The 24,672-nt window shown below is 28.8% G+C and carries 37 protein-coding genes and 1 riboswitch; of the genes, 16 read left to right on the forward strand and 21 right to left on the reverse strand.

All coding sequences use genetic code 11. The features are described 5' to 3' along the window. Positions 1-2 precede the first annotated feature (2 nt). The 10 genes from sufB (at position 3) to Q0X98_RS03400 (ending at position 5,974) form a co-directional block, all read left to right on the forward strand. Complete coding sequence (gene sufB / locus Q0X98_RS03355) at positions 3-1,445, forward strand: Fe-S cluster assembly protein SufB (RefSeq protein ID WP_297681450.1); 1,443 nt, start codon at positions 3-5, stop codon at positions 1,443-1,445. Continuing rightward, positions 1,446-2,180, forward strand: coding sequence for a Fe-S cluster assembly ATPase SufC (gene sufC, locus Q0X98_RS03360; protein ID WP_297681452.1), 735 nt, complete (start codon positions 1,446-1,448; stop codon positions 2,178-2,180). Then, positions 2,180-2,401: a hypothetical protein gene (locus tag Q0X98_RS03365; RefSeq protein WP_297681454.1), complete on the forward strand. Its 222-nt coding sequence runs from the start codon at positions 2,180-2,182 to the stop codon at positions 2,399-2,401. The genes sufC and Q0X98_RS03365 overlap by 1 nt, the downstream gene beginning before the upstream one ends. A gap of 118 nt (positions 2,402-2,519) precedes the next feature. Further along, positions 2,520-3,419, forward strand: a complete 900-nt coding sequence (gene sufD, locus Q0X98_RS03370; RefSeq protein WP_297681456.1) for a Fe-S cluster assembly protein SufD — start codon at positions 2,520-2,522, stop codon at positions 3,417-3,419. Continuing rightward, positions 3,416-4,324 carry an aminotransferase class V-fold PLP-dependent enzyme gene (locus Q0X98_RS03375; RefSeq protein WP_297681458.1) on the forward strand — a complete coding sequence of 303 codons (909 nt, stop codon included), beginning with the start codon at positions 3,416-3,418 and terminating at the stop codon, positions 4,322-4,324. Before sufD ends, Q0X98_RS03375 begins: the two co-directional genes overlap by 4 nt. Further along, positions 4,314-4,637 carry an aminotransferase class V-fold PLP-dependent enzyme gene (locus Q0X98_RS03380; protein ID WP_297681460.1) on the forward strand — a complete coding sequence of 108 codons (324 nt, stop codon included), beginning with the start codon at positions 4,314-4,316 and terminating at the stop codon, positions 4,635-4,637. Before Q0X98_RS03375 ends, Q0X98_RS03380 begins: the two co-directional genes overlap by 11 nt. Then, the gene (sufU, locus tag Q0X98_RS03385; protein WP_297681462.1) at positions 4,634-5,098 is read left to right on the forward strand and encodes a Fe-S cluster assembly sulfur transfer protein SufU; all 465 of its coding nucleotides are present in this window, start codon (positions 4,634-4,636) and stop codon (positions 5,096-5,098) included. Before Q0X98_RS03380 ends, sufU begins: the two co-directional genes overlap by 4 nt. A gap of 4 nt (positions 5,099-5,102) precedes the next feature. Then, complete coding sequence (locus Q0X98_RS03390; RefSeq protein WP_297681464.1) at positions 5,103-5,402, forward strand: SUF system Fe-S cluster assembly protein; 300 nt, start codon at positions 5,103-5,105, stop codon at positions 5,400-5,402. After that, positions 5,402-5,737, forward strand: a complete 336-nt coding sequence (locus Q0X98_RS03395; protein WP_297681466.1) for an iron-sulfur cluster assembly accessory protein — start codon at positions 5,402-5,404, stop codon at positions 5,735-5,737. The genes Q0X98_RS03390 and Q0X98_RS03395 overlap by 1 nt, the downstream gene beginning before the upstream one ends. A 66-nt stretch (positions 5,738-5,803) precedes the next feature. After that, on the forward strand, positions 5,804-5,974 hold the full coding sequence (locus Q0X98_RS03400; protein ID WP_023648206.1) for a hypothetical protein: 171 nt from the start codon (positions 5,804-5,806) through the stop codon (positions 5,972-5,974). A gap of 7 nt (positions 5,975-5,981) precedes the next feature. On the opposite strand, the gene glnA is transcribed toward Q0X98_RS03400, so the two are convergent. Then, complete coding sequence (gene glnA, locus Q0X98_RS03405) at positions 5,982-7,388, reverse strand: type I glutamate--ammonia ligase (protein WP_297681469.1); 1,407 nt, start codon at positions 7,386-7,388, stop codon at positions 5,982-5,984. A 136-nt stretch (positions 7,389-7,524) separates the two neighbouring features. On the opposite strand from glnA, the gene Q0X98_RS03410 reads away from it, so the two are divergent. From Q0X98_RS03410 to Q0X98_RS03420, 3 genes are read left to right on the forward strand one after another with little or no spacing between them, the layout of a single operon-like run. Continuing rightward, on the forward strand, positions 7,525-8,007 hold the full coding sequence (locus tag Q0X98_RS03410) for a YbaK/EbsC family protein (RefSeq protein WP_297681471.1): 483 nt from the start codon (positions 7,525-7,527) through the stop codon (positions 8,005-8,007). Next, positions 8,004-8,474: a DMT family transporter gene (locus Q0X98_RS03415; RefSeq protein ID WP_297681473.1), complete on the forward strand. Its 471-nt coding sequence runs from the start codon at positions 8,004-8,006 to the stop codon at positions 8,472-8,474. Before Q0X98_RS03410 ends, Q0X98_RS03415 begins: the two co-directional genes overlap by 4 nt. A gap of 50 nt (positions 8,475-8,524) precedes the next feature. Beyond that, positions 8,525-8,890, forward strand: a complete 366-nt coding sequence (locus Q0X98_RS03420; protein WP_297681536.1) for a DMT family transporter — start codon at positions 8,525-8,527, stop codon at positions 8,888-8,890. Here the strand turns inward: Q0X98_RS03420 and Q0X98_RS03425 are convergent. The 5 genes from Q0X98_RS03425 to Q0X98_RS03445 all read right to left on the reverse strand — a co-directional run bounded on the left by Q0X98_RS03425 (position 8,883) and on the right by Q0X98_RS03445 (position 11,323). Continuing rightward, the gene (locus Q0X98_RS03425; RefSeq protein WP_297681475.1) at positions 8,883-9,788 is read right to left on the reverse strand and encodes a homocysteine S-methyltransferase family protein; all 906 of its coding nucleotides are present in this window, start codon (positions 9,786-9,788) and stop codon (positions 8,883-8,885) included. The two genes, Q0X98_RS03420 and Q0X98_RS03425, sit on opposite strands and share 8 nt — an antisense overlap. 7 nt (positions 9,789-9,795) lie before the next feature. Beyond that, a riboswitch (SAM riboswitch) is annotated at positions 9,796-9,859 on the reverse strand. 97 nt (positions 9,860-9,956) lie between these two features. Beyond that, positions 9,957-10,145 carry a putative 2OG-Fe(II) oxygenase gene (locus tag Q0X98_RS03430; protein WP_320415264.1) on the reverse strand — a complete coding sequence of 63 codons (189 nt, stop codon included), beginning with the start codon at positions 10,143-10,145 and terminating at the stop codon, positions 9,957-9,959. Positions 10,146-10,310: 165 nt separating this feature from the next. Further along, positions 10,311-10,538: a hypothetical protein gene (locus Q0X98_RS03435; RefSeq protein WP_297681477.1), complete on the reverse strand. Its 228-nt coding sequence runs from the start codon at positions 10,536-10,538 to the stop codon at positions 10,311-10,313. Positions 10,539-10,635: 97 nt separating this feature from the next. Beyond that, a complete protein-coding gene (locus Q0X98_RS03440; RefSeq protein WP_320415265.1) occupies positions 10,636-10,962 on the reverse strand; it encodes a TSUP family transporter in 327 nt (108 codons plus the stop codon). A gap of 7 nt (positions 10,963-10,969) precedes the next feature. Beyond that, positions 10,970-11,323, reverse strand: a complete 354-nt coding sequence (locus tag Q0X98_RS03445) for a TSUP family transporter (protein WP_297681480.1) — start codon at positions 11,321-11,323, stop codon at positions 10,970-10,972. A gap of 14 nt (positions 11,324-11,337) precedes the next feature. Between Q0X98_RS03445 and moaB the strand changes: the two genes are divergently transcribed. Further along, complete coding sequence (moaB, locus tag Q0X98_RS03450) at positions 11,338-11,838, forward strand: molybdenum cofactor biosynthesis protein B (RefSeq protein WP_297681482.1); 501 nt, start codon at positions 11,338-11,340, stop codon at positions 11,836-11,838. Here the strand turns inward: moaB and Q0X98_RS07445 are convergent, their stop codons facing one another. The 11 genes from Q0X98_RS07445 to iolG all read right to left on the reverse strand — a co-directional run bounded on the left by Q0X98_RS07445 (position 11,839) and on the right by iolG (position 18,739). Next, positions 11,839-11,913: a DUF1244 domain-containing protein gene (locus Q0X98_RS07445; protein WP_320415266.1), complete on the reverse strand. Its 75-nt coding sequence runs from the start codon at positions 11,911-11,913 to the stop codon at positions 11,839-11,841. A 166-nt stretch (positions 11,914-12,079) separates the two neighbouring features. Continuing rightward, positions 12,080-12,670, reverse strand: a complete 591-nt coding sequence (locus Q0X98_RS03460; protein ID WP_320415267.1) for a protein-methionine-sulfoxide reductase heme-binding subunit MsrQ — start codon at positions 12,668-12,670, stop codon at positions 12,080-12,082. After that, entirely contained in the window at positions 12,663-13,073 is a 411-nt protein-coding gene (gene msrP / locus Q0X98_RS03465; protein WP_320415268.1) for a protein-methionine-sulfoxide reductase catalytic subunit MsrP, read from the reverse strand. The genes Q0X98_RS03460 and msrP overlap by 8 nt, the downstream gene beginning before the upstream one ends. 340 nt (positions 13,074-13,413) lie before the next feature. Further along, positions 13,414-13,572 carry a twin-arginine translocation signal domain-containing protein gene (locus tag Q0X98_RS03470; protein WP_297681484.1) on the reverse strand — a complete coding sequence of 53 codons (159 nt, stop codon included), beginning with the start codon at positions 13,570-13,572 and terminating at the stop codon, positions 13,414-13,416. Continuing rightward, positions 13,559-14,011, reverse strand: coding sequence for a molybdenum cofactor biosynthesis protein MoaE (locus Q0X98_RS03475; protein ID WP_297681486.1), 453 nt, complete (start codon positions 14,009-14,011; stop codon positions 13,559-13,561). The genes Q0X98_RS03470 and Q0X98_RS03475 overlap by 14 nt, the downstream gene beginning before the upstream one ends. Then, positions 14,011-14,277, reverse strand: coding sequence for a MoaD/ThiS family protein (locus Q0X98_RS03480; protein WP_297681488.1), 267 nt, complete (start codon positions 14,275-14,277; stop codon positions 14,011-14,013). The genes Q0X98_RS03475 and Q0X98_RS03480 overlap by 1 nt, the downstream gene beginning before the upstream one ends. A 12-nt stretch (positions 14,278-14,289) precedes the next feature. Further along, positions 14,290-14,835: a cyclic pyranopterin monophosphate synthase MoaC gene (gene moaC / locus Q0X98_RS03485; RefSeq protein WP_297681491.1), complete on the reverse strand. Its 546-nt coding sequence runs from the start codon at positions 14,833-14,835 to the stop codon at positions 14,290-14,292. 1 nt (position 14,836) lies between these two features. After that, positions 14,837-15,829: a GTP 3',8-cyclase MoaA gene (gene moaA / locus Q0X98_RS03490; protein WP_297681493.1), complete on the reverse strand. Its 993-nt coding sequence runs from the start codon at positions 15,827-15,829 to the stop codon at positions 14,837-14,839. Between the two features lie 70 nt (positions 15,830-15,899). Next, positions 15,900-16,862, reverse strand: a complete 963-nt coding sequence (locus Q0X98_RS03495) for an aldo/keto reductase (protein ID WP_297681495.1) — start codon at positions 16,860-16,862, stop codon at positions 15,900-15,902. Positions 16,863-16,881: 19 nt separating this feature from the next. Continuing rightward, the gene (locus Q0X98_RS03500) at positions 16,882-17,736 is read right to left on the reverse strand and encodes an SDR family oxidoreductase (RefSeq protein ID WP_297681497.1); all 855 of its coding nucleotides are present in this window, start codon (positions 17,734-17,736) and stop codon (positions 16,882-16,884) included. A 1-nt stretch (position 17,737) separates the two neighbouring features. Continuing rightward, complete coding sequence (iolG, locus tag Q0X98_RS03505) at positions 17,738-18,739, reverse strand: inositol 2-dehydrogenase (protein ID WP_028036729.1); 1,002 nt, start codon at positions 18,737-18,739, stop codon at positions 17,738-17,740. 139 nt (positions 18,740-18,878) lie between these two features. Between iolG and iolE the strand changes: the two genes are divergently transcribed. Further along, complete coding sequence (gene iolE / locus Q0X98_RS03510) at positions 18,879-19,781, forward strand: myo-inosose-2 dehydratase (protein WP_297681500.1); 903 nt, start codon at positions 18,879-18,881, stop codon at positions 19,779-19,781. A gap of 8 nt (positions 19,782-19,789) precedes the next feature. On the opposite strand, the gene Q0X98_RS03515 is transcribed toward iolE, so the two are convergent. Genes Q0X98_RS03515 through Q0X98_RS03530 form a run of 4 tightly spaced genes read right to left on the reverse strand, consistent with a single transcriptional unit; the run spans position 19,790 to position 23,604 of the window. Then, positions 19,790-20,746 (reverse strand): hydroxyacid dehydrogenase, encoded by a 957-nt coding sequence (locus Q0X98_RS03515; RefSeq protein WP_297681502.1) that lies wholly within the window; start codon positions 20,744-20,746, stop codon positions 19,790-19,792. Between the two features lie 41 nt (positions 20,747-20,787). Continuing rightward, on the reverse strand, positions 20,788-21,777 hold the full coding sequence (locus Q0X98_RS03520) for a phytanoyl-CoA dioxygenase family protein (protein WP_297681504.1): 990 nt from the start codon (positions 21,775-21,777) through the stop codon (positions 20,788-20,790). Positions 21,778-21,789: 12 nt separating this feature from the next. After that, positions 21,790-22,659, reverse strand: a complete 870-nt coding sequence (locus tag Q0X98_RS03525) for a 2OG-Fe(II) oxygenase (RefSeq protein WP_297681506.1) — start codon at positions 22,657-22,659, stop codon at positions 21,790-21,792. Then, on the reverse strand, positions 22,660-23,604 hold the full coding sequence (locus Q0X98_RS03530; protein WP_297681508.1) for a 2-dehydropantoate 2-reductase: 945 nt from the start codon (positions 23,602-23,604) through the stop codon (positions 22,660-22,662). A gap of 88 nt (positions 23,605-23,692) precedes the next feature. On the opposite strand from Q0X98_RS03530, the gene Q0X98_RS03535 reads away from it, so the two are divergent. Further along, complete coding sequence (locus Q0X98_RS03535) at positions 23,693-24,661, forward strand: DUF1907 domain-containing protein (RefSeq protein WP_297681510.1); 969 nt, start codon at positions 23,693-23,695, stop codon at positions 24,659-24,661. Positions 24,662-24,672: the final 11 nt, after the last annotated feature.

Below are 24,672 nucleotides of genomic sequence, written 5' to 3' on the forward strand. Positions count from 1 at the left end.
TTATGGATAACAGACAAAAAGAAATAGATAATTTAAAAGATTATAAATATGGTTTTTCAACTGATATTGAAAATACAAGAGCACCAAAAGGTTTAAATGAGGATGTAATTAAATTTATTTCAGATATTAAAAAAGAGCCTCAATGGATGCTTGATTTTAGACTTAAAGCATTTGAGAGATTTAAACAGCTAAAAGAACCTAATTGGCAAAAACCAAAGTACCCAAAAATTGATTACCAAGATTTATATTATTATTCAGCACCTAAAAGTATGGATGATAAACCCAAAAGTTTAGATGAATTAGATCCAAAACTTTTAGAGACTTATAAAAAACTTGGTATACCTCTTCAAGAACAAGCAAGACTAAATGGTATTGCTGTTGATGCAGTATTTGACTCTGTGTCAGTTGCAACAACATTTAAAGAAGAATTAACCAAACAAGGAATCATTTTTTGCCCTATTTCTGAAGCCATCCAAAAACATCCAGACTTAGTTAAAAAATATTTAGGATCAGTCATTCCAACAACAGATCATTTTTTTGCAACTCTTAATTCTGCTGTATTTACTGATGGTTCATTCGTTTACATTCCTGAAGGGGTAAAATGTCCAATGGAATTGTCTACATACTTTAGAATCAATGCAACAGAAACAGGTCAGTTTGAAAGAACATTAATTATTGCTGATAAAGGAAGTTACGTTAGTTATTTAGAGGGATGTACCGCTCCTATGAGAGATGAAAATCAATTACATGCTGCAAATGTTGAATTGATTGCACTTGACGATGCTGAAATAAAATATTCAACAGTTCAAAATTGGTATCCTGGTGATAAAGATGGCAAAGGTGGGATTTATAATTTTGTAACTAAGAGAGGTTTGTGCAAAGGTAAAAATTCTAAAATTTCCTGGACCCAAGTTGAAACTGGTTCTGCAATAACTTGGAAATATCCAAGCTGTATATTAAAAGGAGATAATTCAGTTGGAGAATTTTATTCTATAGCAATTACAAATAATCATCAAAAAGCTGATACTGGAACCAAAATGATTCATTTGGGAAAAAATACTAAAAGTAAGATAATTTCAAAAGGAATTTCAGCAGGATATTCAGATATGATGTACAGAGGGCTTGTAGATATCTCGTCTAAAGCAGAAAATTCACGTAATTTTACTCAATGTGATTCATTATTAATGGGAAACAAATGTGGTGCACACACTATTCCTTACATAAAGAATAAAAACCTTAAATCTAATATTGAACATGAGGCCACCACATCAAAAATAAGTGATGAGCAATTATATTATTGTAATCAAAGAGGATTAAATCAAGAAGAGGCAATTAGTTTAATTGTTAATGGATTTTGCAAAGAAGTTTTACAACAACTTCCAATGGAATTTGCTGTAGAGGCCCAAAAATTAGTAAGTATTAGCTTAGAGGGGAGTGTTGGTTAAATGTTAGCAATTGAAAATTTAAAAGCAAAAATTGAGGATAAAGAAATATTAAAAGGTTTAAATTTGAATATAAAACCTGGTGAAGTACATGCAATTATGGGACCTAATGGTTCTGGTAAAAGTACATTATCAAACATTTTATCTGGAAAAAAAGGATACGAAGTAAAAGGAAGTGTTACTTTTGAAGGCGAAAATTTGCTAGACTTAGAAACTGAAGAAAGAGCACATAAAGGAATTTTTTTAGCATTTCAATATCCATTAGAAATTCCTGGGGTTAATACTAACACATTTTTGAAAACATCCATTAATGCAATTAAAAAAGCAAGAGGTGAGAAAGAACTAGATGCTTTAGAGTTTTTAAAATTAATAAAACAAAAATCAGCTGAATTAAAATTTGACGAAAAGATATTAAGCAGACAACTTAACGTAGGTTTTTCTGGTGGTGAAAAAAAGAAAAACGAAATCTTACAAATGTCAATTTTAAATCCAAAACTTTCAATATTAGATGAAACAGACTCTGGTTTGGATATAGATGCTCTTAGAATAGTTTCAGAAGGAGTTAATTCATTAAGGAATAAAGATAACTCATTTTTGATAATTACCCATTATCAAAGGTTACTTGATTATATAAAACCAGATTTTGTTCACGTGCTAAAAGATGGTCAAATAATAAAATCTGGAAACTTTGAATTAGCTAAAGAATTAGAAAAAGTTGGATATGAGGATTTTAATTAATGCAAACTGAAATAAAATCAAATTTTGAAGAATTATTAGATGAGGGAGGTTTTTCAAATTCTCAAAAAGAAATTAAAGAAAAAAACTTTAATAAATTTTTAGAACAAGGTTTTCCAAATAAACGTATTGAAGATTGGAAATTTTCAGATTTAAATCAAATTATTTCAACAAACTTTGAAAATTTAGCTTTTTCAAAAAAAGATAACTCAATCAAGCATTGATATTAATTTTATTAACGAATTTGATCACAATAAAATAGTTTTTGTTGATGGCAAAATATCAAAAGTTGATTTTAGTTATGAAAATGAAGATAAAATTTCTTTAGAAAAAGATTTAGAATTGGATAATGAATTAAATGAAAACGTATTACTAAATTTAAATACCGCTTTTCTCTCAAATTATATTAAAATTACTATAAATAAGGGGTATCAGTTTAAAAAACCACTGATTTTATATAATTATTTGACCCCAGACTTAGAGTCTCATTGTTTTAATATGAGATTGGATATCAATCTTGAAGATGATGCTTCAGTGGATGTACTTAATATTTCTAACAAAAATATAAAAAATAATTTTTTAAATTTTAGACAAAAAATTAGTATTGGTAAAAATTCTGTTCTTAAAAACTATAATTTAGATATTAACCCAACTTCTAATATTAAATATTCATTTAAAGATATAAGCTTAGATAAAAATAGTCATTTAGAATACTTTATTTACTCCAAAGGTTCAAAATTTGCAAAACATGACATTAATTGTTCTCTTAATAACGATTATGGTTCAGTAGCACTTAATGGAATAATTGATTTAGATAATAAAAAACATCATGAGATTAAAACCGTAATAAATCACAATAAAGAAAATTGTAAAAGCTATCAATTAATTAAGAGTGTATTAAGTGATAATTCTAAAGGAGTTTATCAAGGTAAGATTTATGTAAACTCTGTAGCTCAAAAAACTGATGGCTATCAACTAAGCAGAGCTTTATTGCTTAATGAGGATGTTGAATTTAATGCAAAACCAGAATTAGAAATTTATGCTGATGATGTAAAATGCTCACATGGGTCTACATCAGGAAATATTGATGAAAACTCCATTTTTTATTTAATGTCTAGAGGCTTAAGTCATTCTCAGTCAAAAAAATTATTAACAAATGGATTTTTAAATGAAGTTATTGAAAAAATTACTAACGAAGATGTTAAATCTTTAATTAAAAAACTTACAGGTATTAAAGAATGAATATAGACAATATAAAAAAAGAATTTCCAATTTTTGATGAAAAAATACAAAATAATGATTTGGTTTATTTGGATAGTGCAAATTCTTCTCAAAAACCAAAAGTTGTAATTGATAGGATTAATGAATTTTATACTAAGCAATTTTCTAATGTAGGAAGAAGTGTTCATTATCTTGCTGTAGCTGCTACCAATTTATACGAAAACACAAGGACTTCAGTTCAAAGATATATTAATGCAAACGATAAAAATGAAATTGTATTTACCAAAGGTGCAACTGAAGCTCTTAACTTAGTTGCTAACACATTGGGTCAAAACTATTTACAAGAGGGTGACGAAATTCTTATTACTGAATTAGAGCATCATTCTAATTATGTTCCATGGCATTTTTTAAGAAAATCAAAAAATATTAAAATAAACTTTGCTGAAATCAATGAATTTGGTGAAATTACTTTAGATGAAATTGAAAAAAAGATTACCCCTAAAACAAAAATAATTTCAGTTACACATTTATCAAATGTAACTGGTGCAATTTTACCTATTAAAGAGATAACAGAGTTGGCACACTCAAAAGATATAATTGTTGTAGTTGATGGTTGTCAGGGGGCACCACATTTAAAACTAGATATGCAAGATCTTGATTGTGATTTTTATGCAATTTCTTGTCATAAAATGTATGGTCCAACTGGTTTAGGTGTTTTATATGGTAAAAAAAAATGGTTAGAAGAATTACCCCCATATCAAGGTGGCGGAGGAATGATCAACGAGGTTAAAAAAGATCGAATTTCCTATGGTGATTTACCCAATAAATATGAGGCAGGTACTATGGCCACCGCTCAAGTAATAGCATTTGATCAATCAATTAAATTTTTAGAAAGTGTTGGAATAGATAACTGTGATGAAACATGAAGCAGAATTAGTTGAGTATGGACAAGAATTATTGCAAAAAAATAATTCTGTTAAATTAATAGGTAGTCCTAAAAATAAAGGTGGAGTTTTATCTTTTACTATAGAAGGTATTCATCCTCATGATGTAGCAACTATTTTAGACGAAGATGGAGTTGCAATAAGAGCTGGACATCATTGCTGCCAAATACTTCATGATAAATTAAATATTCCGGCAAGCTCTAGAGCGTCAGTTGGAATTTATAATACTAAAGATGATCTTGATAAACTTAACAATGCAATAAATAATTGTAAAAAAATATTTGATTTAAAATGAACTTAAAAGAATTATACCAAGAAATAATATTAGAGCATGGTAAAAATCCAAGAAATCTTGGTAAGACAAATGATTTTAATAAAGATGCTAAAGGACATAACCCTTTGTGTGGTGATAATGTTCATGTTTATTTAAAACTTAATGGACAAAAAATTGTTGAAGATATCTCTTTTGAAGGTAGTGGTTGTGCAATTTCAATGGCGTCAGCATCCATCATGACAGATTTAATTAAAGGTAAAAACGAACATGAAGCAAAAGAAATAGTTGAAGATTTTTTAGGCATGATCAAAGAAAACCCTGAATTAAAATCAGAAAAATTAGAAGAAGATGAAAAAACAAAATTAATGTGTTTGTCTGGAGTAAAACAGTACCCAATGAGAGTTAAGTGTGCAACACTATCATGGCATACTTTGGTTTCAGCTTTTGAAGATAAAATTGATCAAGTTAATACAGAAAATTAATTAAATGACAAAAAAAGAACAAATAATTGAAGAAATCAGAAAGATTTATGATCCTGAATTACCTGTTAATATCTATGAGTTAGGTTTAATTTATGATGTAAAAGTTGAAAATGATAATTTTGCTAAAATTAAAATGACACTAACAACACCTAATTGTCCAGTAGCAGAAAGTTTACCTAAAGAAGTTAAAGAAGGTGCTATGCAAGTTGAAGGTATAGATGATGTTGATCTTGAATTAGTTTGGGACCCTCCTTGGAATAAAGATATGATGTCTGAAGCGGCAAAATTGGAGTTAAATTTATAATGAGTCCTATAATTAAATTAAGTGATAATGCAGCTTTAAGAATTAAAGAAATCATGTCTAATGCTGAAAAAGATTCACTGGGTGTAAGAGTGTCAGTTAAAACAGGTGGTTGTGCCGGTATGTCTTATGTGATGGAATATACAAAAGAAATTAACCCTAATGATGAAGTCATTGATGACAAAGGTGTAAAAGTATTCGTTGATTCTGCTGCAATAATGTATTTGCTTGGTACAGAGATGGATTATAAAAAAGAAGAACTTTCATCATCTTTTGTCTTTAATAATCCCAATGAAACTGAGCGTTGTGGGTGTGGTGAATCTTTCAAAATTGAGTAATACGTATTATCCTATTATTTGCATATCAGTATTGCATATTATGCATATCTAGTATATGAATCTCTTATGAATACATTTGAATTTAAAAATCTTGTTAAAACCCTTAAGAATTCTTTAAAGCAAAGAACTTTTTTTAAAGATCTTCGTAAAGAAGTAGAAACTGGTGCAAACGGCACACAGGACTACGTTGTTAAAAAAGGTGTTAACAAAGATACAATTGCAACAACTAGACAGTAATTAATTACTAGCTACTGTAATACATCTCAAACTCAACTGGATGAGGTGCGTGCTCAAATTTATGTATTTCTTCAAACTTAAGTGCAATGTAAGCATCTATTTGATCGTCTGTAAATACACCACCTTGAGTTAGAAACTCTCTATCTTTATCTAAACTTTCCATAGCTTCTCTTAGAGAGCCACACACAGTTGGAATAGCACTAACTTCTTCCGGTGGTAATTCATATAGGTCTTTGTCAAACGATTCACCTGGATGAATTTTATTTTTAATTCCATCAAGTCCAGCCATCAACATTGCGGCAAAAGTTAAATAAGGATTCCCAGAGGCATCAGGAAATCTTATTTCACATCTTGCACCATTTTTACTTAGAGTAATTGGTATACGACAAGATGCAGATCTATTTCTTGCAGAATATGCAAGAAGAACTGGCGCTTCAAAACCAGGAATTAATCTCTTGTAACTATTTGTTGTTGAGTTAGCAAAAGCATTAATTGCTTTAGCATGTTTTAAAATACCACCAATATAATGTAGAGCTGTCTCTGATAATCCTGCATAAGCATCACCAGAAAATACTGGCGTATCACCTTTCCAAATTGATTGGTGAATGTGCATCCCAGAACCATTATCACCTGCAACAGGTTTAGGCATGAAGGTAGCTGTTTTACCAAATGAATGAGTCACCATTTGTACAACATATTTATATAACTGAACATTATCTGCTTGATCAACCAAAGTTCCAAAATACATACCAAGTTCATGCTGACTAGGCGCTACTTCATGATGGTGTTTTTCAACTTTAATTCCAACCTCTTTTAAGTTTTTTAAATATTCACCACGCATATCTTGTTCACTATCAACAGGAGGGACTGGAAAGTAACCACCTTTAACTGGAGGTCTATGACCCATGTTGCCGTTTTCATAAACTTTACCAGAGTTATATGGACCTTCTTTGCTATCTAAAACAAACCCTGTGTTGTTAGGATTATTGCTAATCCTCACATCATCAAAAACAAAAAATTCTGGCTCCGGACCAAAGAAAGCTTTATCTCCAACACCTGATGATTTTAAATACTCTTCAGCTTTTTTTGCAGTACCTCTTGGATCTCTTTCGTAAGGAGATTTCTTAACAGCATCTAAAATATCACAAAATAGAACTACAGTATTATGAGAAGTAAAAGGATCCATAATCATTCTTGAGGTATCTGGTTTTAAAATCATGTCAGATTCGTTAATAGCTTTCCAGCCAGCAATGGATGAACCATCAAAAAACACACCTTCATTAAGCATTTCATCGTCAACAATAGTTACATCCATTGTTAAATGTTGAAGCTTACCTCTAGGGTCGGTAAATCTTAGATCTACGAATTCTGCTTCTTTTTCTTTTATAAATTTTAAAACATTTGCTGCGCTCATTTTGTCTCCTATATAATTTTATGAGTGGTAATTAACAAATTAATCGCGAAAAATATTGCTTATTTAATAAATAACACCTATGCAATTTTCACATAAGTATTGTATTTATTCAATATTATTTAATAAGTTTTTCATAATGAACCCATTACTGAACAAAGAGCCAGTTAAAAGAGCTGAAAAAGCAATTAAAGCATTTAATTCTAATTTAGAAATTATTTGTTTGGAAAAAACAGCACGTACCGCACAAGATGCTGCTACAGCCTTGGGTTGTAATGTTGGCGCAATTGTTAAAAGCTTATTATTTAAAACTGAAGATAATTTCATTCTTTGTTTAGTGTCTGGAGATAAAAGATGCTCCTTAAATAAACTTAAAAATATTTTTAATATTAAAGATGTTTCTATGGCACATCCAAATGAAGTTAAAAAAATTACTGGATATACAATTGGTGGAGTTTCTCCTGTAGGACATTTAAATGAATTAAAAATCTATATTGATAATAATTTAGAAAGATTTACAACCATTTTTGCTGCAGCAGGACACCCAAACTGTGTTTTTAAAATAGATTTTAAACAATTAACAATCTTAACTAACGGTGAAAAAAAAGAGATTACAGAATGAGACAACCAAAATTAATAGATTATATTTTATTAACAGTTCTAGCTTTGATTTGGGCTTCAGCTTTTTTTAATATCAAGATAGCTACTTATTCTTTTGGACCTGTAACCATCGCCTTTTTAAGAGTTTTTTTTGGAGCTATTCCAGTTTTGCTTCTTTGCTATTATAAAAATATAAAAATTGAAGCGTTTTCAAAAGATTGGCATTGGTTTGCGATGATAGGGTTTATTAATTTAGTAGCTCCATTTTTCTTAATAGCATATGGAGTTAAATCAGTTCAAAGTAATCTAGCAGCAATTTTAATGTCTACTACACCTTTAAGTTCAACAGTATTGGGCATTTTTATACAAAAAATGAAAAGATTTAATTTAGTAAAAACGATTGGAATTTTAATTGGGTTTTCAGGAATTGTTTTTTTATTTTCTGACAATCTTTTAATTGATGAAAATAATTTTGATCAGCATTATTAATATTACTTGGCTCAACTTGTTATGTAATTGGTGGTGTTTTAACTTTAAAGATTAGTAAGAAAAAAAATGAAAATGTAACAGGGTCAATATTGATTTGGGCAATTATAATTTTAATTCCACTTGTAAGCTTTATAGAGCAACCTTGGCAATCAATTCCAAGAACAGACTCTTTGATTTCAGTCATATACTTGGGAATTGTTCCAACGGGTGTAGCATGGTTGTTAAGATTTAGAATTTTAAAAAATAATGGTTTAATTTTTCAATCACAAGTTTCTTACTTAATACCAATATTTGGAACTATCTTAGGTTATATATTTCTAAAAGAGTTAATAACAATTAAAGTATTAATATCTTTAATCGCAGTTTGTATTGGTATTTATTTTGTAAAAAAAGCTGACAATAAAAAAACTATTTAAGTTTTGCCATAGCTTCTATGTGCGAAGGTCTGGTTTCACAGCAACCTCCTAGTATAGTAGCACCATTATCTTTAAATTTTTTTGCGATTTCACCAATTTTGTCTGGAGTAAGATCGTGTCTTTGGCCTAAGAATTTATTAGGATTTCCACCATCATTTTTAAAATAAGATGATGTGTAGCCATCTTTTGGTTTGGTTGTCATAAAGCCATTTAATTTAAATCCAAATGGTACATTTAATTCTCTCATTTCTTGAAGATTTTTTTCATAATTTTCAGGTGATACACAAGAAAGCATTATACCTAGCAATTGATCATTAATAATTCCTTTAATTTCTGAAATTTTTTCTCCACTAGGTAAATTAGTTCCTTCAGATATGTGAATTCCAATCAAGTATGGTTTTTTAAATTCTTTGATTGCTTCAATTCCACATTTAAATTCTTTAATACTGCTCCACACATCAAAATAAAAAAAATCAACATAATCGTTTAATAATTTAGCCTGTTCATTAAAAGTTTTTGTAATTTCATCTTCACTTCTTTCATCTGGTTCATAAGTTAATTCTTGAGGAGGTAATCCGCCAGCAATTAAAATATTTGGAAATTCTTTTTTAACTTTATTTGCTATTTCACCAGCTTTTATATTTAAATACTCAAATTTATCTTCAATATTATTTTCTCTAAGTCTTTTTCGTCTTGTAGTAAAAGTAGTAGTAACAATTACTTCAGCTCCCGCTTTTACAAAATCTCTATGAGTATCTTCTAGTAATTGGTGATAATTTTCATTTAATATTGCATTAGCACTCCAGAGTGTTCCATTATGTTTCATTCCTCTAGCCAATAGTTCTTGCCCCATACCGCCATCTAATATTCTTGTTTGTTTGAAAAAATTTAAGTCCATTTTATCCTCACTTTTTTAGTGCTTTAGCTTTTTGCTAGGTGCACAATATAGTTCAACTACCTTGCTTATTGATTTTGTGGGAATTTCCTTTTTAGCAGTTAACGCCCGCAATAGGATCAAATCGGCAAATAATTTATAAAACTTTAATAAATATTTGTAAACTATTTTTTATAAAATAATTTTGGCATTAAAAGAAAATGATCTACGCTCTCCTTCAATATTAAAAGGATAAGCAGTATGCATTAAATAATTTGGAAAGATTAATAAATCTCTAATTTTTGGCACAACATTATAAATACTTTTACTTAGAAATCCTTTTTGACCATTTATGAAATCAATTGTTCCATTTGTTTTAATTTTTTATTTTTAACCATTTTATTATTTGTCATACCTTTTGGTAATTTTAAATAACCAACACCTGATAAATCTCCTTCATGATAGTGAATAGGGTTATATTCACCTCTTGAATTGACGAACTACCCATAAATTTAAAATTTTAATTTCTTAATATTTTTAATTTTATCATTGAAAAAATTTATTAATATTTTCTATTAATTCTTTTTCTAAATTTTTCTTAATAAAATTATTTGAAATTTTTAATTCATTTTTAATTTGACTAGCTAATTTTGAGCTGTAATCAATTTTTTTTGAATTAGATTTGATATCAAATTCATTATTTAATTTATCAGAAAATTTTTTAGAAATTTTAGTTTTTCCAATCGATGGTCCAAAAGGTTTAATGTTTTTCATTTTAAGATTAAATATATTAAAAGTTAATTAAATCAAGATTATGGTATCAGTCTTATACCCATTCTTATAGCTACAAAAATTACTAACATCGAAGTTATTATGCTAAGTGTTTTGTTAGATAAAATTTTATATTTAAGTAAATTTCCAATCTGCCCTCCAATAATACACACAAAAATAGAGGCCAATAATTCAAAAATTCATCAAAAACAATATTTTTAGTAAGTTGACCAGCTACACCAAATATCGAGTTGATTAAGATAAATAGTGATGCTGTAGTAGCAATATGTCTTGGATATCCTGCTTTCATTAAGAATAAAATTGGACTTAAAAATATACCACCACCAATTCCAACTATTCCTGAAAAAAACCCAATAACAGATCCAATAAATATAGAAACAACTTTTGGAATTGAATTTATCTTAATTTGATCATCACTGTATGATTTGCTTTTTAATCAACAAAAGTATTCCAGCAATGAATAAGATAATAAATAAAATTATTTCAAATAATTCCTTTGAAATGGATATTGAGGCTCCAAAAAATGCAAAAGGTATAGACCCAATCAAGTATGGAACAAGCAAATTAAGATTAAGATTTCCAGATCTTACATAGTTAATTGAATTTCCTGATACTACAATAATGTTGCAACATAATGCTAATATTGGAATTATATAAAAAGGAATTTCCCAAATTAGCATTAGAGCTAAATAAGTTGATCCACCTCCAAAGCCAACACTAGAATATAATATTGATGTTATGAGAAAAAATATTGATAATATAATCATACTTAAAAATTTTTATGAATGTAAATATAGCTTTATTAACTGTAACAGATACCAGAACTTTTGATAATGATAAATCTGGAGCAATTCTTGTAGAAAAAATTAAAGAAGCTAATCATAATTTAATTGATAGAAAAATTTGTAAAGACAATAAAGAAGATATTGTTTTAATTTTAAAAGAATGGATTAACAATAAAAACATTGATGTAATAATAACTACTGGAGGAACAGGACTTACTGGAAGAGATATTACTCCAGAAGCAATAGATGAAATTGCAGATAAACAAATACCTGGTTTTGGTGAAGTTTTTAGAACCATAAGTCTTAAAACAGTAGGTACTTCAGCAATACAGTCTAGAGCTTGTGCAGTTTTAGCAAATGGTAAATATGTTTTTGCATTACCAGGTTCTTCTGGAGGTGTCACTGATGCATGGGATGGAATTTTAAAACATCAATTAGATATTAATCACAAACCATGTAATTTTGTTGAATTATTTCCTAGACTTAAAGAAAAATAGTTATTTTTGATATTTTTCTTTCCATTCTGGATAAGGCATTCCATAAATATGTTCTCTTGCATCAGGATCAGATATAGTCTAATACCTTTTTTTTCAGCTTCCTCTCTATACCATCTAGATAAACAATTTCTGCAAAAGTTAGCTAAATTCATAAGATCTATATTTTGCACATCTTTTCTTTCATCTAAATGATTTAATCAATCTCTCAAAAGTAGCTGATTGTATTTCTTTTTTTATTTTATCATCCATAATTTACATTCCTTTTTTTAATTTTAATTCTTAAAGCTAACAAAACAAGTATTATTACCAAGTAAACTAATGGTTTAAAAAAAATTGTTTTAGATAACCAGATATAATGAAGAGATCCAAATATTGCGATTATATAAATTAATCTGTGTAATCTTTTCCAATTATTTTTAAGTAATTTTATCATTTTTTGTGAAGAAGTTATTGCTAATGGAATTAATAATAACCAAGCTGAAAATCCAATAAAAATATATTTTTTTTTAAAAACATCATCTAAGATAGGTTGCCAGTTAAATCTATAATCAATACCTATATAAGTAAGTAAATGAAGAGATGCATAAAAAAAAACAAATAATCCTAACATTCTTCGAAAACTAACCCACATAGTTAAGTTTGTTAATCTTTTAAGAGGAGTCATGCTTAAGGTTAGACAAATAAATATTAAAGTCCATTCACCAGTATAATGAGTAATTTCTTTTACAGGCTCAGGACCAAGTTTATTGAAATAAATCTTATAAAGAATAAATAAAAATGGAATTGTGCTTAAAAAAAATACGCCAGGTTTAAAATATTTTTCATTAAAAATATTTTTTTAAATCCATGCCAGTATATAAGTTTGCTACCTCATCTCCATACCCATTAAACATTAAAGTTTTTACTCTAGGAGCAAAAATATCATTTCCTATAACTCTTTCTGTAGCTTGAGACCATCTTGGATGATCAACATTTGGATTTACATTTGAATAAAATCCATATTCTCTTGGGGAAGCCCACATCCAAGATGATGTTGGCATCTTTTCAACAAATTTTATTTTAACAATAGCCTTGGCACTCTTAAAACCATATTTCCATGGAGTAAATATTCTGAGAGGAGCTCCATTTTGATTTGGAAGTTTTTTACCATATAGACCAGTCACAACTGTAGTTAAAGGATGCATTGCTTCATCAATTCTTAATCCCTCTTTATAAGGCCATTTAAAACTGGATATCGTTGACCTTTCATTTGATCAGGATCATAAACACTTTCAAACTCAACAAATTTTGCCTTACTAGTTAGGATTAACTTTTGATAATAATTCACTTAAAGAAAAACCCATCCATGGGATTACCATTGACCATCCTTCAACACATCTTAATCGGTGAATTCTTTCCTCTGAGACAAATTGTTCAGTGAAATTTCTTCCATTGAAAGTTTGATTGGTTTTTCAACTTCTCCTTCAATACTTATTGTCCAAGGGTCTGTTTTAAAATTTTGTGAATTTTTATATGGATCACTTTTAGATGTACCAAACTCGTAATAATTATTGTAGGTAGTAATATCTTTGTAAGCTAGTAAGCTTGTCTTTCTTCGTTAGATCTAGCATTATTGATAAATGGAATTGATGTTAAAGCGATAGATCCAGCACCTAAACCCATTGATTTGATAAAGCTTCTTCTATTTCTATAAATCTTTTCTGGAGTAATTTCTGAATATTTAATTTTTTTCATATTGGATTGGATTTCCTTTTAACCAGTCTGTTTCATTATTTTGATAGTGTTCTTTTTTCCAAATAGGGGATCTTTTTTTTATTTCCTCAATAATATATCTAGATAAAACATAAGCTTCATCACGGTGTTTACAAGCAACAGCAATAATAATACTTATTTCGCCAAGATTTAAGAAACCCTTTGCATGCTCAATAAATACCGCTTTGTCTTTAATTTTTAACTTTTGATCTGCTTCATTATAAATTTCTTCAAAACTTTTTATCACTAGTGCATCATGGCTATCATAAGTTATTCCAGTTACACTTTTATTATTATTTTGATTTCTTACTGTTCCAGAAAAAAATATTGATGCACCAAAGTCAGAGGATGAAATAAATTTTTCAGCATCAATAATTGAAAGTTTTTTATCTTTAATATCTACAACTTTTGTATGAAGCATTAACCTCCTCCGATTGGCGGAATAATAGCAATTTTTTCATGATTTGTTATTTTATAATTGTCGCTGATTATATTGTCCTTTGAGCAAAATACTGATGAATTTACAATTTTTATAAAATTTTCATTACCTTTAAAATTTGAATGTAGATAATCTAACATCTTATCTCTCACATCTTTAATTGTTGAATTGTTTTCAATATTTATTTCAATAGAATCTTGATTACTAAAATCTCTACTAGCACCAAACAGTTCTATTGTTACCTTCATTAATTTTAACAATTAAAATATTTCTTTTAAAAATTCTGGAAGTCCCTCAGGATTTTTCCATAGACCACTTTTTCCACCTTCTTTAATCAACAACTTAACATTATCAATTTTCAAATGTGGATTAACAATTTTACTTAAGTCATAGATAGTTATTAAAGCAGCATTTACTCCCATAATAGCTTCCATTTCTACCCCTGTTTTTGCATATGCAGATACAATACAAAATACTTCGAGTGAACTATCCTCATCATGCATAATAATTTTAGTAGCTGTATGATCAATTGGCAGGGGATGACATAAAGGTATTAATTCACTAGTTTTTTTAACTCCCAAAACTGCGGATACTTCTGCAAGACTTACTGGGTCTCCTTTTGGCATTTCTTTATTTTTAATTAATTTAAAAACATCTTTTCCAACATAAATTTTTCCAGATGCTAATGCTCTTCTAAATGTTTCTTTTTTAGCTGAAACATTCACCATATTAAAAGAGTTCTTATTAAAGATTTCTTCTGCCCAATCTTTTAATTCATTATTTTTAATAACCTTTAAATTTTTCATATTAACCACCGGTTGTTGATAAATTTTTTGTTAACCCAGTTTCACCAATTTCTAAATAATGAGACTCTTTCTTAAAGTTAAGTTGTTTTAAAATTAAATCTTTTAATTCTTCTATTTGACTATCTTTTTGCATTAAATGTCTAATATTAATTCCAGTATTTCCAAAAAGGCATAATCTTAAATCACCTTTTGCAGTAATTCTTAACCTGTTACAACTTTTGCAAAAATCTTTAGAGTAGGGAGCTATAACACCAAATTTCCCTTTAAACTTTGGATTTAAATAGTTCTTTGATGGCCCTGCATCTTTACCAAATGTTTGAATAACCCAATTATTATTATTTAAATAATCAGTAAATTTTTTTGCTGGAACATGATAATTATTGAAATAATCAAGATTATCTCCTGTTTGCATCAATTCAATATATCTAAAATCAATTTCATTATTTTTTATAAATTCAGCCCAATTATTAAAATCTTTCTCTGTATCATTCACTCCTTTTAACAAAACAGCATTAATTTTAATATTTTTGAAATTTAATTTTTGTAAATTTTTAATACCTTTAAGAATTTCTCCTAATCTGTCATGACCTGTAATCTTTTTAAAAGTATCGGCGTTTAAACTATCAATACTAATATTAATTCCATCTAAGCCACTATTCTTTATATTATCAGCTATCTTATCTAATCTGTAACCATTAGTAGTTATTACAGTTTTTTTTATTCCTGAATTTTTTTTAATAATTTTAACTATTTCAAAAAAATCTTTTCTTACAGTTGGTTCACCACCAGTAAGTCTAATCTTTGACACACCTAATTCAGATAGTGCTTTTGCTAATCTTCCTATTTCTTCAATATTTAGAAAACTTCTATTGTCACTTTTATCAATTTTGTATCCATCAGGTAAACAATACCCACATTTAAAGTTGCAAACATCGGAAATAGAAAGTCGTATGTATGGGAATTTTCTACCGAAACTATCTTTAAGAATACTCATATGTTATAAGTGTCATTATTGATTAAATAAACGATGAGTCAAATTTTAAATGATAATGAAATCAAAGAATTTAACCAGGTGTATAATTTCTTTCAGATTCTGGATCTTTGGTTGAGTAAGGTAATTTTAAAACTTCATTCCAAAATTCCTCTGGTATACTTGTTTTAGCCCAAGAAAGGTTTTTTTCAATACTCTGAATACTAGTAACTCCACATAGGGTAGAGGTTATTCTTTTATCTTTCATTGAAAACTGTAAAGCAGCTGCACCCATTTCTACATTATACTTTTTACAAACTTTTTCTATTTCTCTAGCAGGTGCAAGTTTTTCTTCTGTAGCATCTTGATAAGTTATTTTTTTAAAGTTACTTGGACCTTTTGCTAAAACACCTCCAGCGTAAGGAGCGGCATTAAAAATAGATATATTTTTACTGTGGGCATAACTATACATTTCATCTGCCTCTCTATTTAACAAAGTATATCTGTTATGATTAATTATCACATCAAAGTCCCAATTTTTTAACATAGGAAACATTATGTCTACTTTTCCCATAGCTAAACCAACAGCTTTTGCTAATCCCTCTTCTTTTATTTTAAATAACTCATCTATTGCACCATCTTTTTTGGTTACGTCATTTATATCTTTTACATATTCTGGATCATGAAGAAATAAAACATCAACAGAATCTACATTCAAAGTTTTTAAACTTTCTTCAATAGACTCCCTGGTTCTTTTTTTATCAAGAACAAGAGTATCCATATTCCTATCAATTTTAGTTGATAAAACAAAATTCTCTGGCCAGCTACCATTTTCCTTTATTGCTATACCAATTCTTTTCTCACTTTCTCCCATTGCATAATTTCTTGAAGTATCAAGCATATTTACTGGACCTTGAAAAAATCTTTTTAAAGTTTCTTGAGCTCTTTGTTCTGGTACTTCATAGCCATAAGTATCTGGCATACTCCCCAAAGAGGATGTTCCAAAACTCAATTCTGTAACTTCTACACCAGTATCTTTAATTTTATTTTTTTTCATAAGTTAATTTAAATAAGACTTACTCACCTAAAATACTATCATCTAATATTTTAGTGTCATATGCTGAATAAGAATGCCATCCTGCAACTGTTTGATCAAAATCAACAATGCTTCCCGTCATTATTCCTGACTCTTCTGAACATAAGAAAGCTAGGATCTTAGCAACATCTAAAGGTTTGTTTAATCTTTTAAAAGGAACTTTTGCCTCAGCTTTTTTTAACCAATCATCATCTGCGTTGTGAAATTTTTTTTGAATTACTGTTTCTGCTGGTGTATCTGTCCAACCTAGATTTACACCATTCACTCTTATTTGATGACCAGAAACTGAATTTGCAACATTTTTAATCATTACTGCCAATGCTGCTTTAGAAGAACTGTAAGCAGTTAAGAAAGGCATACCACTATATCCAGCCATTGATAAAATATGAGCGATAGTTCCTTTTTTTTTATCTCTAATCATTATTTTTATAACGTCTTGCATCATAAAAAGAGGAGCTTTTACATTTACATTAAAATTTTTGTCATAATTTTCTTCTGTCGTACTTAAAACTGTTCCTCTTTCTGTAAAAGCGGCAACATTGATAAAACTATCTACAGTATTAAATTTTTTATCAGTCTCAGAAATTATTTTTTTACAGTCTGTAAGCTTCTCTAAATCTGCTTGAATGTATATGCATTCTGCACCCATACTTTCTATTTCAGATTTTACTTTATTTCCTTTGTCGCTATTTCTTCCACAGATAGTTATTCCTTTAGCACCTCTGCTTGCTAGTAATTTTGCAGTCTCAGCTCCGCTTCCTTGAGTACTTCCTGTGACAATTATTATTTTATTTTTAAATTGGTTAGATTGTTCGGATATATATTTATTAGACATACTAGAATTTAATATCTATTACTTTACCACTTTCAAACGATTCATATGCTGCGTTAGCTATTATCAAAGCATTTCTACCATCTTCAAATCCTACCAAAGGTTTTGTTTTATCCTCAACGCATTTTACAAACTCATTAAATTGATCTCTGTAAGCTTGCTCATATCTTTCAATAAAAAAGAAATGTATAGGTTCTTTTTCATTTGTAGATGTATTTGTGTATCTTTCTAAAGAAGTAGGAGTTTGATTATTAGAGATAACCATTCCTTTACTGCCAAATACTTCAACTCTTTGATCATATCCATAAACTGCTCTTCGTGAGTTATTAATATGAATTAAAACACCTTTTTTTGATTTTAAAATAAACATTGCAGTATCTAGATCTTTTACTTGTTGTGAATTTTTATCAAATAAAGCATCTCCAAATGCAGATATTTGAACCACAGGATCATCACCCAATATAAATCTAGTTAAGTCAAAATCATGAATAGTAGTATCTCTAAAAAAACCTCCAGCAGCTCTTAAATAGTCAATACCTGGAGGCTCAGGGTCTCTACTTGTAATAACTACCATTTCCAATTCACCAATTTCTTTTTTTACTCTTGCCTGTTGTGCCTTAGCATGACTTGCATCAAATCTTCTATTAAAGCCAATTTGAATAGGAACGTTTGTTCCTTTAATATTTTCCATGCACTCATTTACTTTATTGATATCTAAATCAATTGGTTTTTCACAAAAAATTGCTTTTCCAGCTTTTGCTGCCATTGTAATAAATTGAGTGTGAGTTGGTGTAGCAGAAGCTATAAGAACTGCATCTATATCATCTGCATTAATTGCTTCTTCTGGTGATGATGCAATTGAACATCCTGTTAATTTTACTACTTCTTCAGCGAATTGAGAATTAACGTCATATATGTATTTTAATTTTGCTTTTGGATGTGCTGCTATAAATTTAGCATGCATTTTTCCAATCCGTCCTGCTCCCATTAAAGAAAAGTTGATCATAAGAATATAGAACAGAATTAAAAAACAAAATCAAGAAACATTTTTTTAATGATGAATTAAACATCAATTAAAAATATAATTTTCTTGATGCACACAACATCATCATTTAAAAATCCATTAAACTTTTTAATAAATTTTTATGTCAGTAAAATTAGGAATAGCACCGATAGCATGGAGTAATGATGATATGCCTGAATTGGGAGGTGATACTTCTTTAGAACAATGTTTGTCTGAAGCTAGTCAGGCAGGATTTATTGGAATTGAATCTGGTGGTAAATTTCCAAAAAAGTCAGAAGAATTAATACCTAAATTAAAAGAGTTTAAATTAAATTTATGCTCAGGTTGGTATGGAGCTAATTTAAGAACAAATAGTGTTAATGAAGAAAAAAATCTAATTCAAGATCAGTTAAAACTTTTTAAAGATTGTAATTCACCTTGTATGGTTTTTGCTGAAGTTTCTGGTTCAATTCAAGGAGATCCAAATCGAAAATTATCTACAAGACCTCAAATGGATCTTGAAGAGTCTAAAAAATACTATGAAAAAATTTCAGAAATGGGAAAATATCTTGAAGATGAAGGGATGCCACTTGCTTACCATCATCATATGGGCACTGTAATAGAGACTGAAGAAGATACTGTTAGATTGCTTGAAAATACTGATGATAGCGTAAAACTTACATTAGACACTGGTCACATGTTGTTTGCTCAAGGAGACTCTTTAAAAATATTAAATGATTTTAGCGAAAGATTAATTCATATGCATTGTAAAGATATTAGAAAAAGTGTTTTAGAAAAATCTTTGAAAGAAGATTTAAGTTTTAGAGGAGCATTTTTAGAGGGTGCATTTACAGTTCCGGGTGATGGATGTATTGATTACAAGCCTTTGTTTGATGTATTGAAAGAAAAAAATTATTCAGGATGGCTAGTAGTAGAGGCCGAACAAGATCCTGCAAAAGCAAATCCTTTTGAATATGCAAAGATTGGCTACAAATATTTAACAGAAACTCTTAATAAGAGTAACTTAGAAGTCTTTCAAAAATAATTTTTAAATTATAATTTTACTGTTTTTGATTTTTCTAATTTTCCATCAAAAAAATCAATAATATTTTGTATTGTCTCTTTACCCATTCTTGTCATGCACTCTTCTGTAAAAGCTGCTGTGTGTGGACTTAGAAAAACTTTATCGTTTTTAAGTAAAGGATTGTTTGACTCTGGTGGTTCAATTTCAAAAACATCTAAACCAGCACCAAAAATTAAATCTTCTTTTAAAGCTTTATCTAAATCAATTTCATTAACAATTCCACCTCTAGCAGCATTAATTATAATACAATTTTTTTTCATAGTTTTGAGTAAATCATAATTAATTATATTTTTAGTTTTATCATTTAATGGAATATGAAGAGAAATTGCATCCATATCTTTACAAGCATCTTCCATGCTCTCAACTTTTATTCCGCCTAAATTTTCTATTACATCTTTAGAGACAAAAGGGTCATAAACAAAAACTTTCATTTCAAAACCTAAACATCTTTTTATAAGAGCTTGACCAATTCTACCAAATCCAGCAATTAATATATTTTTACCCCAAAGTTCTACAGTCTTAGGCAATTTATTTCGGTCGTTAAATTTTCCATCTTTAACAGCATTATCGTACATATTTTTTCTTTTAGAAATATTAAGTAACATAAACATTACATGTTCAGCTACAGCTACGGCATTCGCTGTTGCGGTAATTGCTAGAGTAAGATTATTTTTTTTTGATGTTTCTAAATCAATATTATCATAACCAACACCATGTCTTGAAATTATTTTAAGATTGTTAGCTGCTTCAATTACATCTCCAGTTAATTTTGCTGTTCTAATCGATGCTGCATCACAATCTTTAATTTTTGATTTAAGAAATTCAGGATCAACATTTTCCACAACTTCAAATTCATAATTTGAATTATTTTTAAGTAATTCTATTCCAGCTTCATGGATAGGTTGAATAACTAAAATTTTTTTCATAAGCTCTTATACACAAATATAAATTTTATAAAAATATTTATTTAAGAATTGATCAACTTTGAAAGATCTTTTTTATTATGCTTAAATGTAGGCAATGGATATTTAAAGGCATATTTACGTGGAATACATTTTTCTTTGGCTTTTTCCCAAAGAGCAAGCCATTGTTTAAAGTTTAAAACAGTAATGTTTTTTTTATTTTTACTTTTAACATAAAAACTGGGTAAAGGTTCACGGCCTGAAGTTTGACCAGCTTTATTATATCTTAGATCAGCACTAATTCTAAAAGAGTTTGATTTATTTGGAATAGAGCAGTGTGCTGAGTGTCGGTGAAGTAAAACTATATCTCCAACATCAGCTTCCAGGTAAACAACTTTTTTTGAATTTAGTAAATCTGAATTTTTGATTTCAACTTGGCCTTTGTAGCCAGAGTGATGATTTAATAATCCTAACTTGTTAATTCCAGGAATAGTAATCATACATCCATTTTTCTTAGTTGTTTTTGTAAATGGAATCCACACAGTTAAAAGTTCAGTATTTTTTTGACCTCTAGTCGATAATACTGCTGCATCTTGGTGCCAAGGGGTTCTACCACTTAAGCCATCAAAAATTGATTTTTTAGGTAGTGTTTTTTCTGGTTGTTTTATTCTTGTGTTTTGAACTGGGTTAGAAAGAATTTCTGAGCCAAGTATTTTTTCAACCACATTAAGTATTTTTTTGTGTTTGATTAAATTCCATAAAGAGTGTGTAGCAAAGTAATCACTATCTTTTTTAACATGATCTCTTGGTAGTCTAGTATTAAAATACTGATCTAAATCAAAAATATTTAGAGAAGAGACAAACTGGTATTTTTTTTCAAATTTAAATTTTAGTGCTTTTGAAATTTTATGTTTAGGAGAGAATTTGTGAATCAATCGATCCATTACATACTCCATATCATTTAAAATAGGCTTAAGATCATTATCAAAATTTAAAACATTTTTTACTATTGCATATCCTTGTTCTTCAAATTTTTTTTTATTTAATGATCTCATATTTGAACATTACTAATTTGCAACTGGGACTGTAAGATAATTCGCATCATGAAAAGAAGTTAACATTTTTTTTTTAGTTTTAATTATATGAGGATAATAGGGAATATCATTAAATTTCCATATTACTGGTTTATTTAAAGCATAACTTCCATAAATAAAAAATCGTTTAGGGCAATTTTTTTCAATAAATCTTTTAACACCATGATAAGAATTGGGAGTCGATTGAAAAAAAACTACCGTTCCTTGTCTAGGAGTAAATTCTTTGACAACTTCTAATTCACTAATTTTTGGAAATCTTCTAAAACTTTTTCTAATATTTTTTTTAGTTTTTTTTCTATAAATGGTAAGTGATCCTCCATTCTTTTTAGGTATGTCAGTTAGATAAATTAAAAAATTATATAATCTTGTAATATCATCTCGATGTGGTCTCAATCTGTATCCACCCTTTGAAACAGAAAAATCAATATCTAAATTTACTTTTGGATTAGAATAATTATTTCCAAGTAATTTTTGAAGCTCACTTGAATTCAATTTTTTTTTAATAGTGAATTTTTTTGGATTAAAAACTTTTGGTAGATTTGAGTTTTCCCATGATCTATTTTTAAATTTTTTTTTAAATATATTTTCAATTTTCTTGTAGAAAGATTTGCTATTAAAAAGTTTAAAAAGTTTTTTAGAGATTTTTGATTGTTTAATATAATTATTAAAATTTTTTGAGCCTTTGTTGATACGACTTCTTCCACCCATTATCATATCATCAAAAGATTTAGAGTTACTAATTTCTTCGATTAATATTTTGCAAATACTTTTTGGAATAATGTTGCTACCTACTAGAACTGGAAAATTTCCTTTTACCTTTTTTAATTTTTCAATTCGTAGCATTTAGCTATACATTCCCTCCTTAACTTTGATCATCTTATACATAAGATCATTTAAAGGGGTTTTTATCCCATGTTTTTTTCCAAGACTTGAAACAACACCACTTATGAAATCAATTTCGGTTTTTCTTTTGTATTGAACATCAAAAGCCATAGATGATTTATTTGTTTGGTTTGAGTCTACGATTTTATTAAACATAAAAAGGCACTCATCCTCAGAAACTTCTACACCGTCAGCTAACGCTACTTGTCTTGTTTCCAAAATTATTTCTTTACCTAGCGATCTAGATACTTCATTTGCACTATTATTTATGTATAGATCAGTATGATGTAGATCAAAAATTGCTGATAGGGGTCCAATCGCTGTTAATGCAAACAGTTTCATCCATTTTCTTTTTTTTACATCATCAGCAGCAATTGTTTCGAGATTATAATCAGTAAAAGTGTCAGCGATATCTTTTACTCTTTCACTCATTCCACCTTCATATTCTCCAATCCAAGAAGGTAGAGCAGCATGGTTCATTATATGACCAGGCCCCAATATATTTGAAGCTTGAGTGGTTGTTCCTCCTAGAACTTTTTCAACTCCTACAATTTTTTGCATAATTGCTTCGTGACCAAAGCCATTTTGAAATGACATAAAAACAGTTTTTTCACCAATGATATTTTTGATACTATTAAGAGCTGGTTCTAAAACAGTTGCTTTACACATCACTATCACGGCATCAACAATACCAACTGTCGATGGATCAGTTGTTGCTTTAACTTTAATAAACCTGTCACCACCATGACCATCCATCTTAAGACCATTTTTATTTATAGCTTCTACATGTTCTTTCCAAACATCAATCAGGATAACGTTAAGTCCTTTTTCAGCTAACAAACCCCCAAACAAACAGCCCATTGCACCAGCACCTAAAACTGCAACTTTTAAATCTTTATTTATCATTAAAGCCTTTTTATAATTAATTTATGTATAGATATTATATATATTATCTATAGACATCATGCAAAATAAATTATAGCTTTAATAGTCAATGCAATTAAAAATAGAAAAAGCAAAATTTACAGAGTATTCATTAGATAAAATATCTGATGCCTTACAAAGTGGATTATCAAGTAATTATAAAGTAGTCGAAGTCTCAATAGTTGATTGCCCAAATCTAAGAGATTGGGGTTGTCCATCTGAAGGAATTAGTGGAAATCAAAAAATTATAGATGTTGGTGGTGAGCCTTACATGCATGATCCTAAATTTATAGGTGCTGAATTTGATTATGAAGAAATTTCTAAAATGATTGGTTCGGAAAAATCTTATGCTTTAGGTGCTGGTTCAGGTGCTATGTCATGTTTAGACGGACATTGTGGAGAGTTAGTAATTAACGAAAATCTAATCACTGATGAGTCAAAATCAATAATAGCTCGTGTTGGAAAAAATAAAGAATGTATTGCTGAAAAATATACAGCCAGAAAACACGGTGGCTTAGGTAATGTTTTTTATACTGATGGAATAAGAGGAAAAGTTATTAAAATAAAAATAAAAGGAAGATCTGGAGAGCAGGGATCTTTAACGCAAGCAATGAGAAAAGCTTTGTCTGATAATTTGAAAATTAAAGATAATGATCATATTGCTTTGGCAGGAGTTTTTAGAATTTTAAATGGAAAGATCAGATCACATGTTCAGCCTGATTATAAAGATATTAAACATGAATATTATGATCCTGAACAAATGAAATGTGTAAAAGATTTTTTACAATTTTATGAACCAGTGGGACCTGAGTTACAAGGTTATTGTGTGCTTTGGACTGGCGATCCAACAGGAGGAAATCTTAATTTAAGAGAGTCTGGTGAACATACTCATTTTCATTCCTATACTAAAGAAAATGTAGCAGGTCATTATCACTTTGATGTAACTCCTGAAGAGATAGAATATGAGGGTTATTTTAATACTGCAGAGGAAGTGCACAGAGTTAATAATATTTACAAAGAATTAACTAATAAAAAATAATATTAATTTAA

The sequence above is a fragment of the uncultured Candidatus Pelagibacter sp. genome, from assembly GCF_943788075.1.
Taxonomy (GTDB): domain Bacteria; phylum Pseudomonadota; class Alphaproteobacteria; order Pelagibacterales; family Pelagibacteraceae; genus Pelagibacter.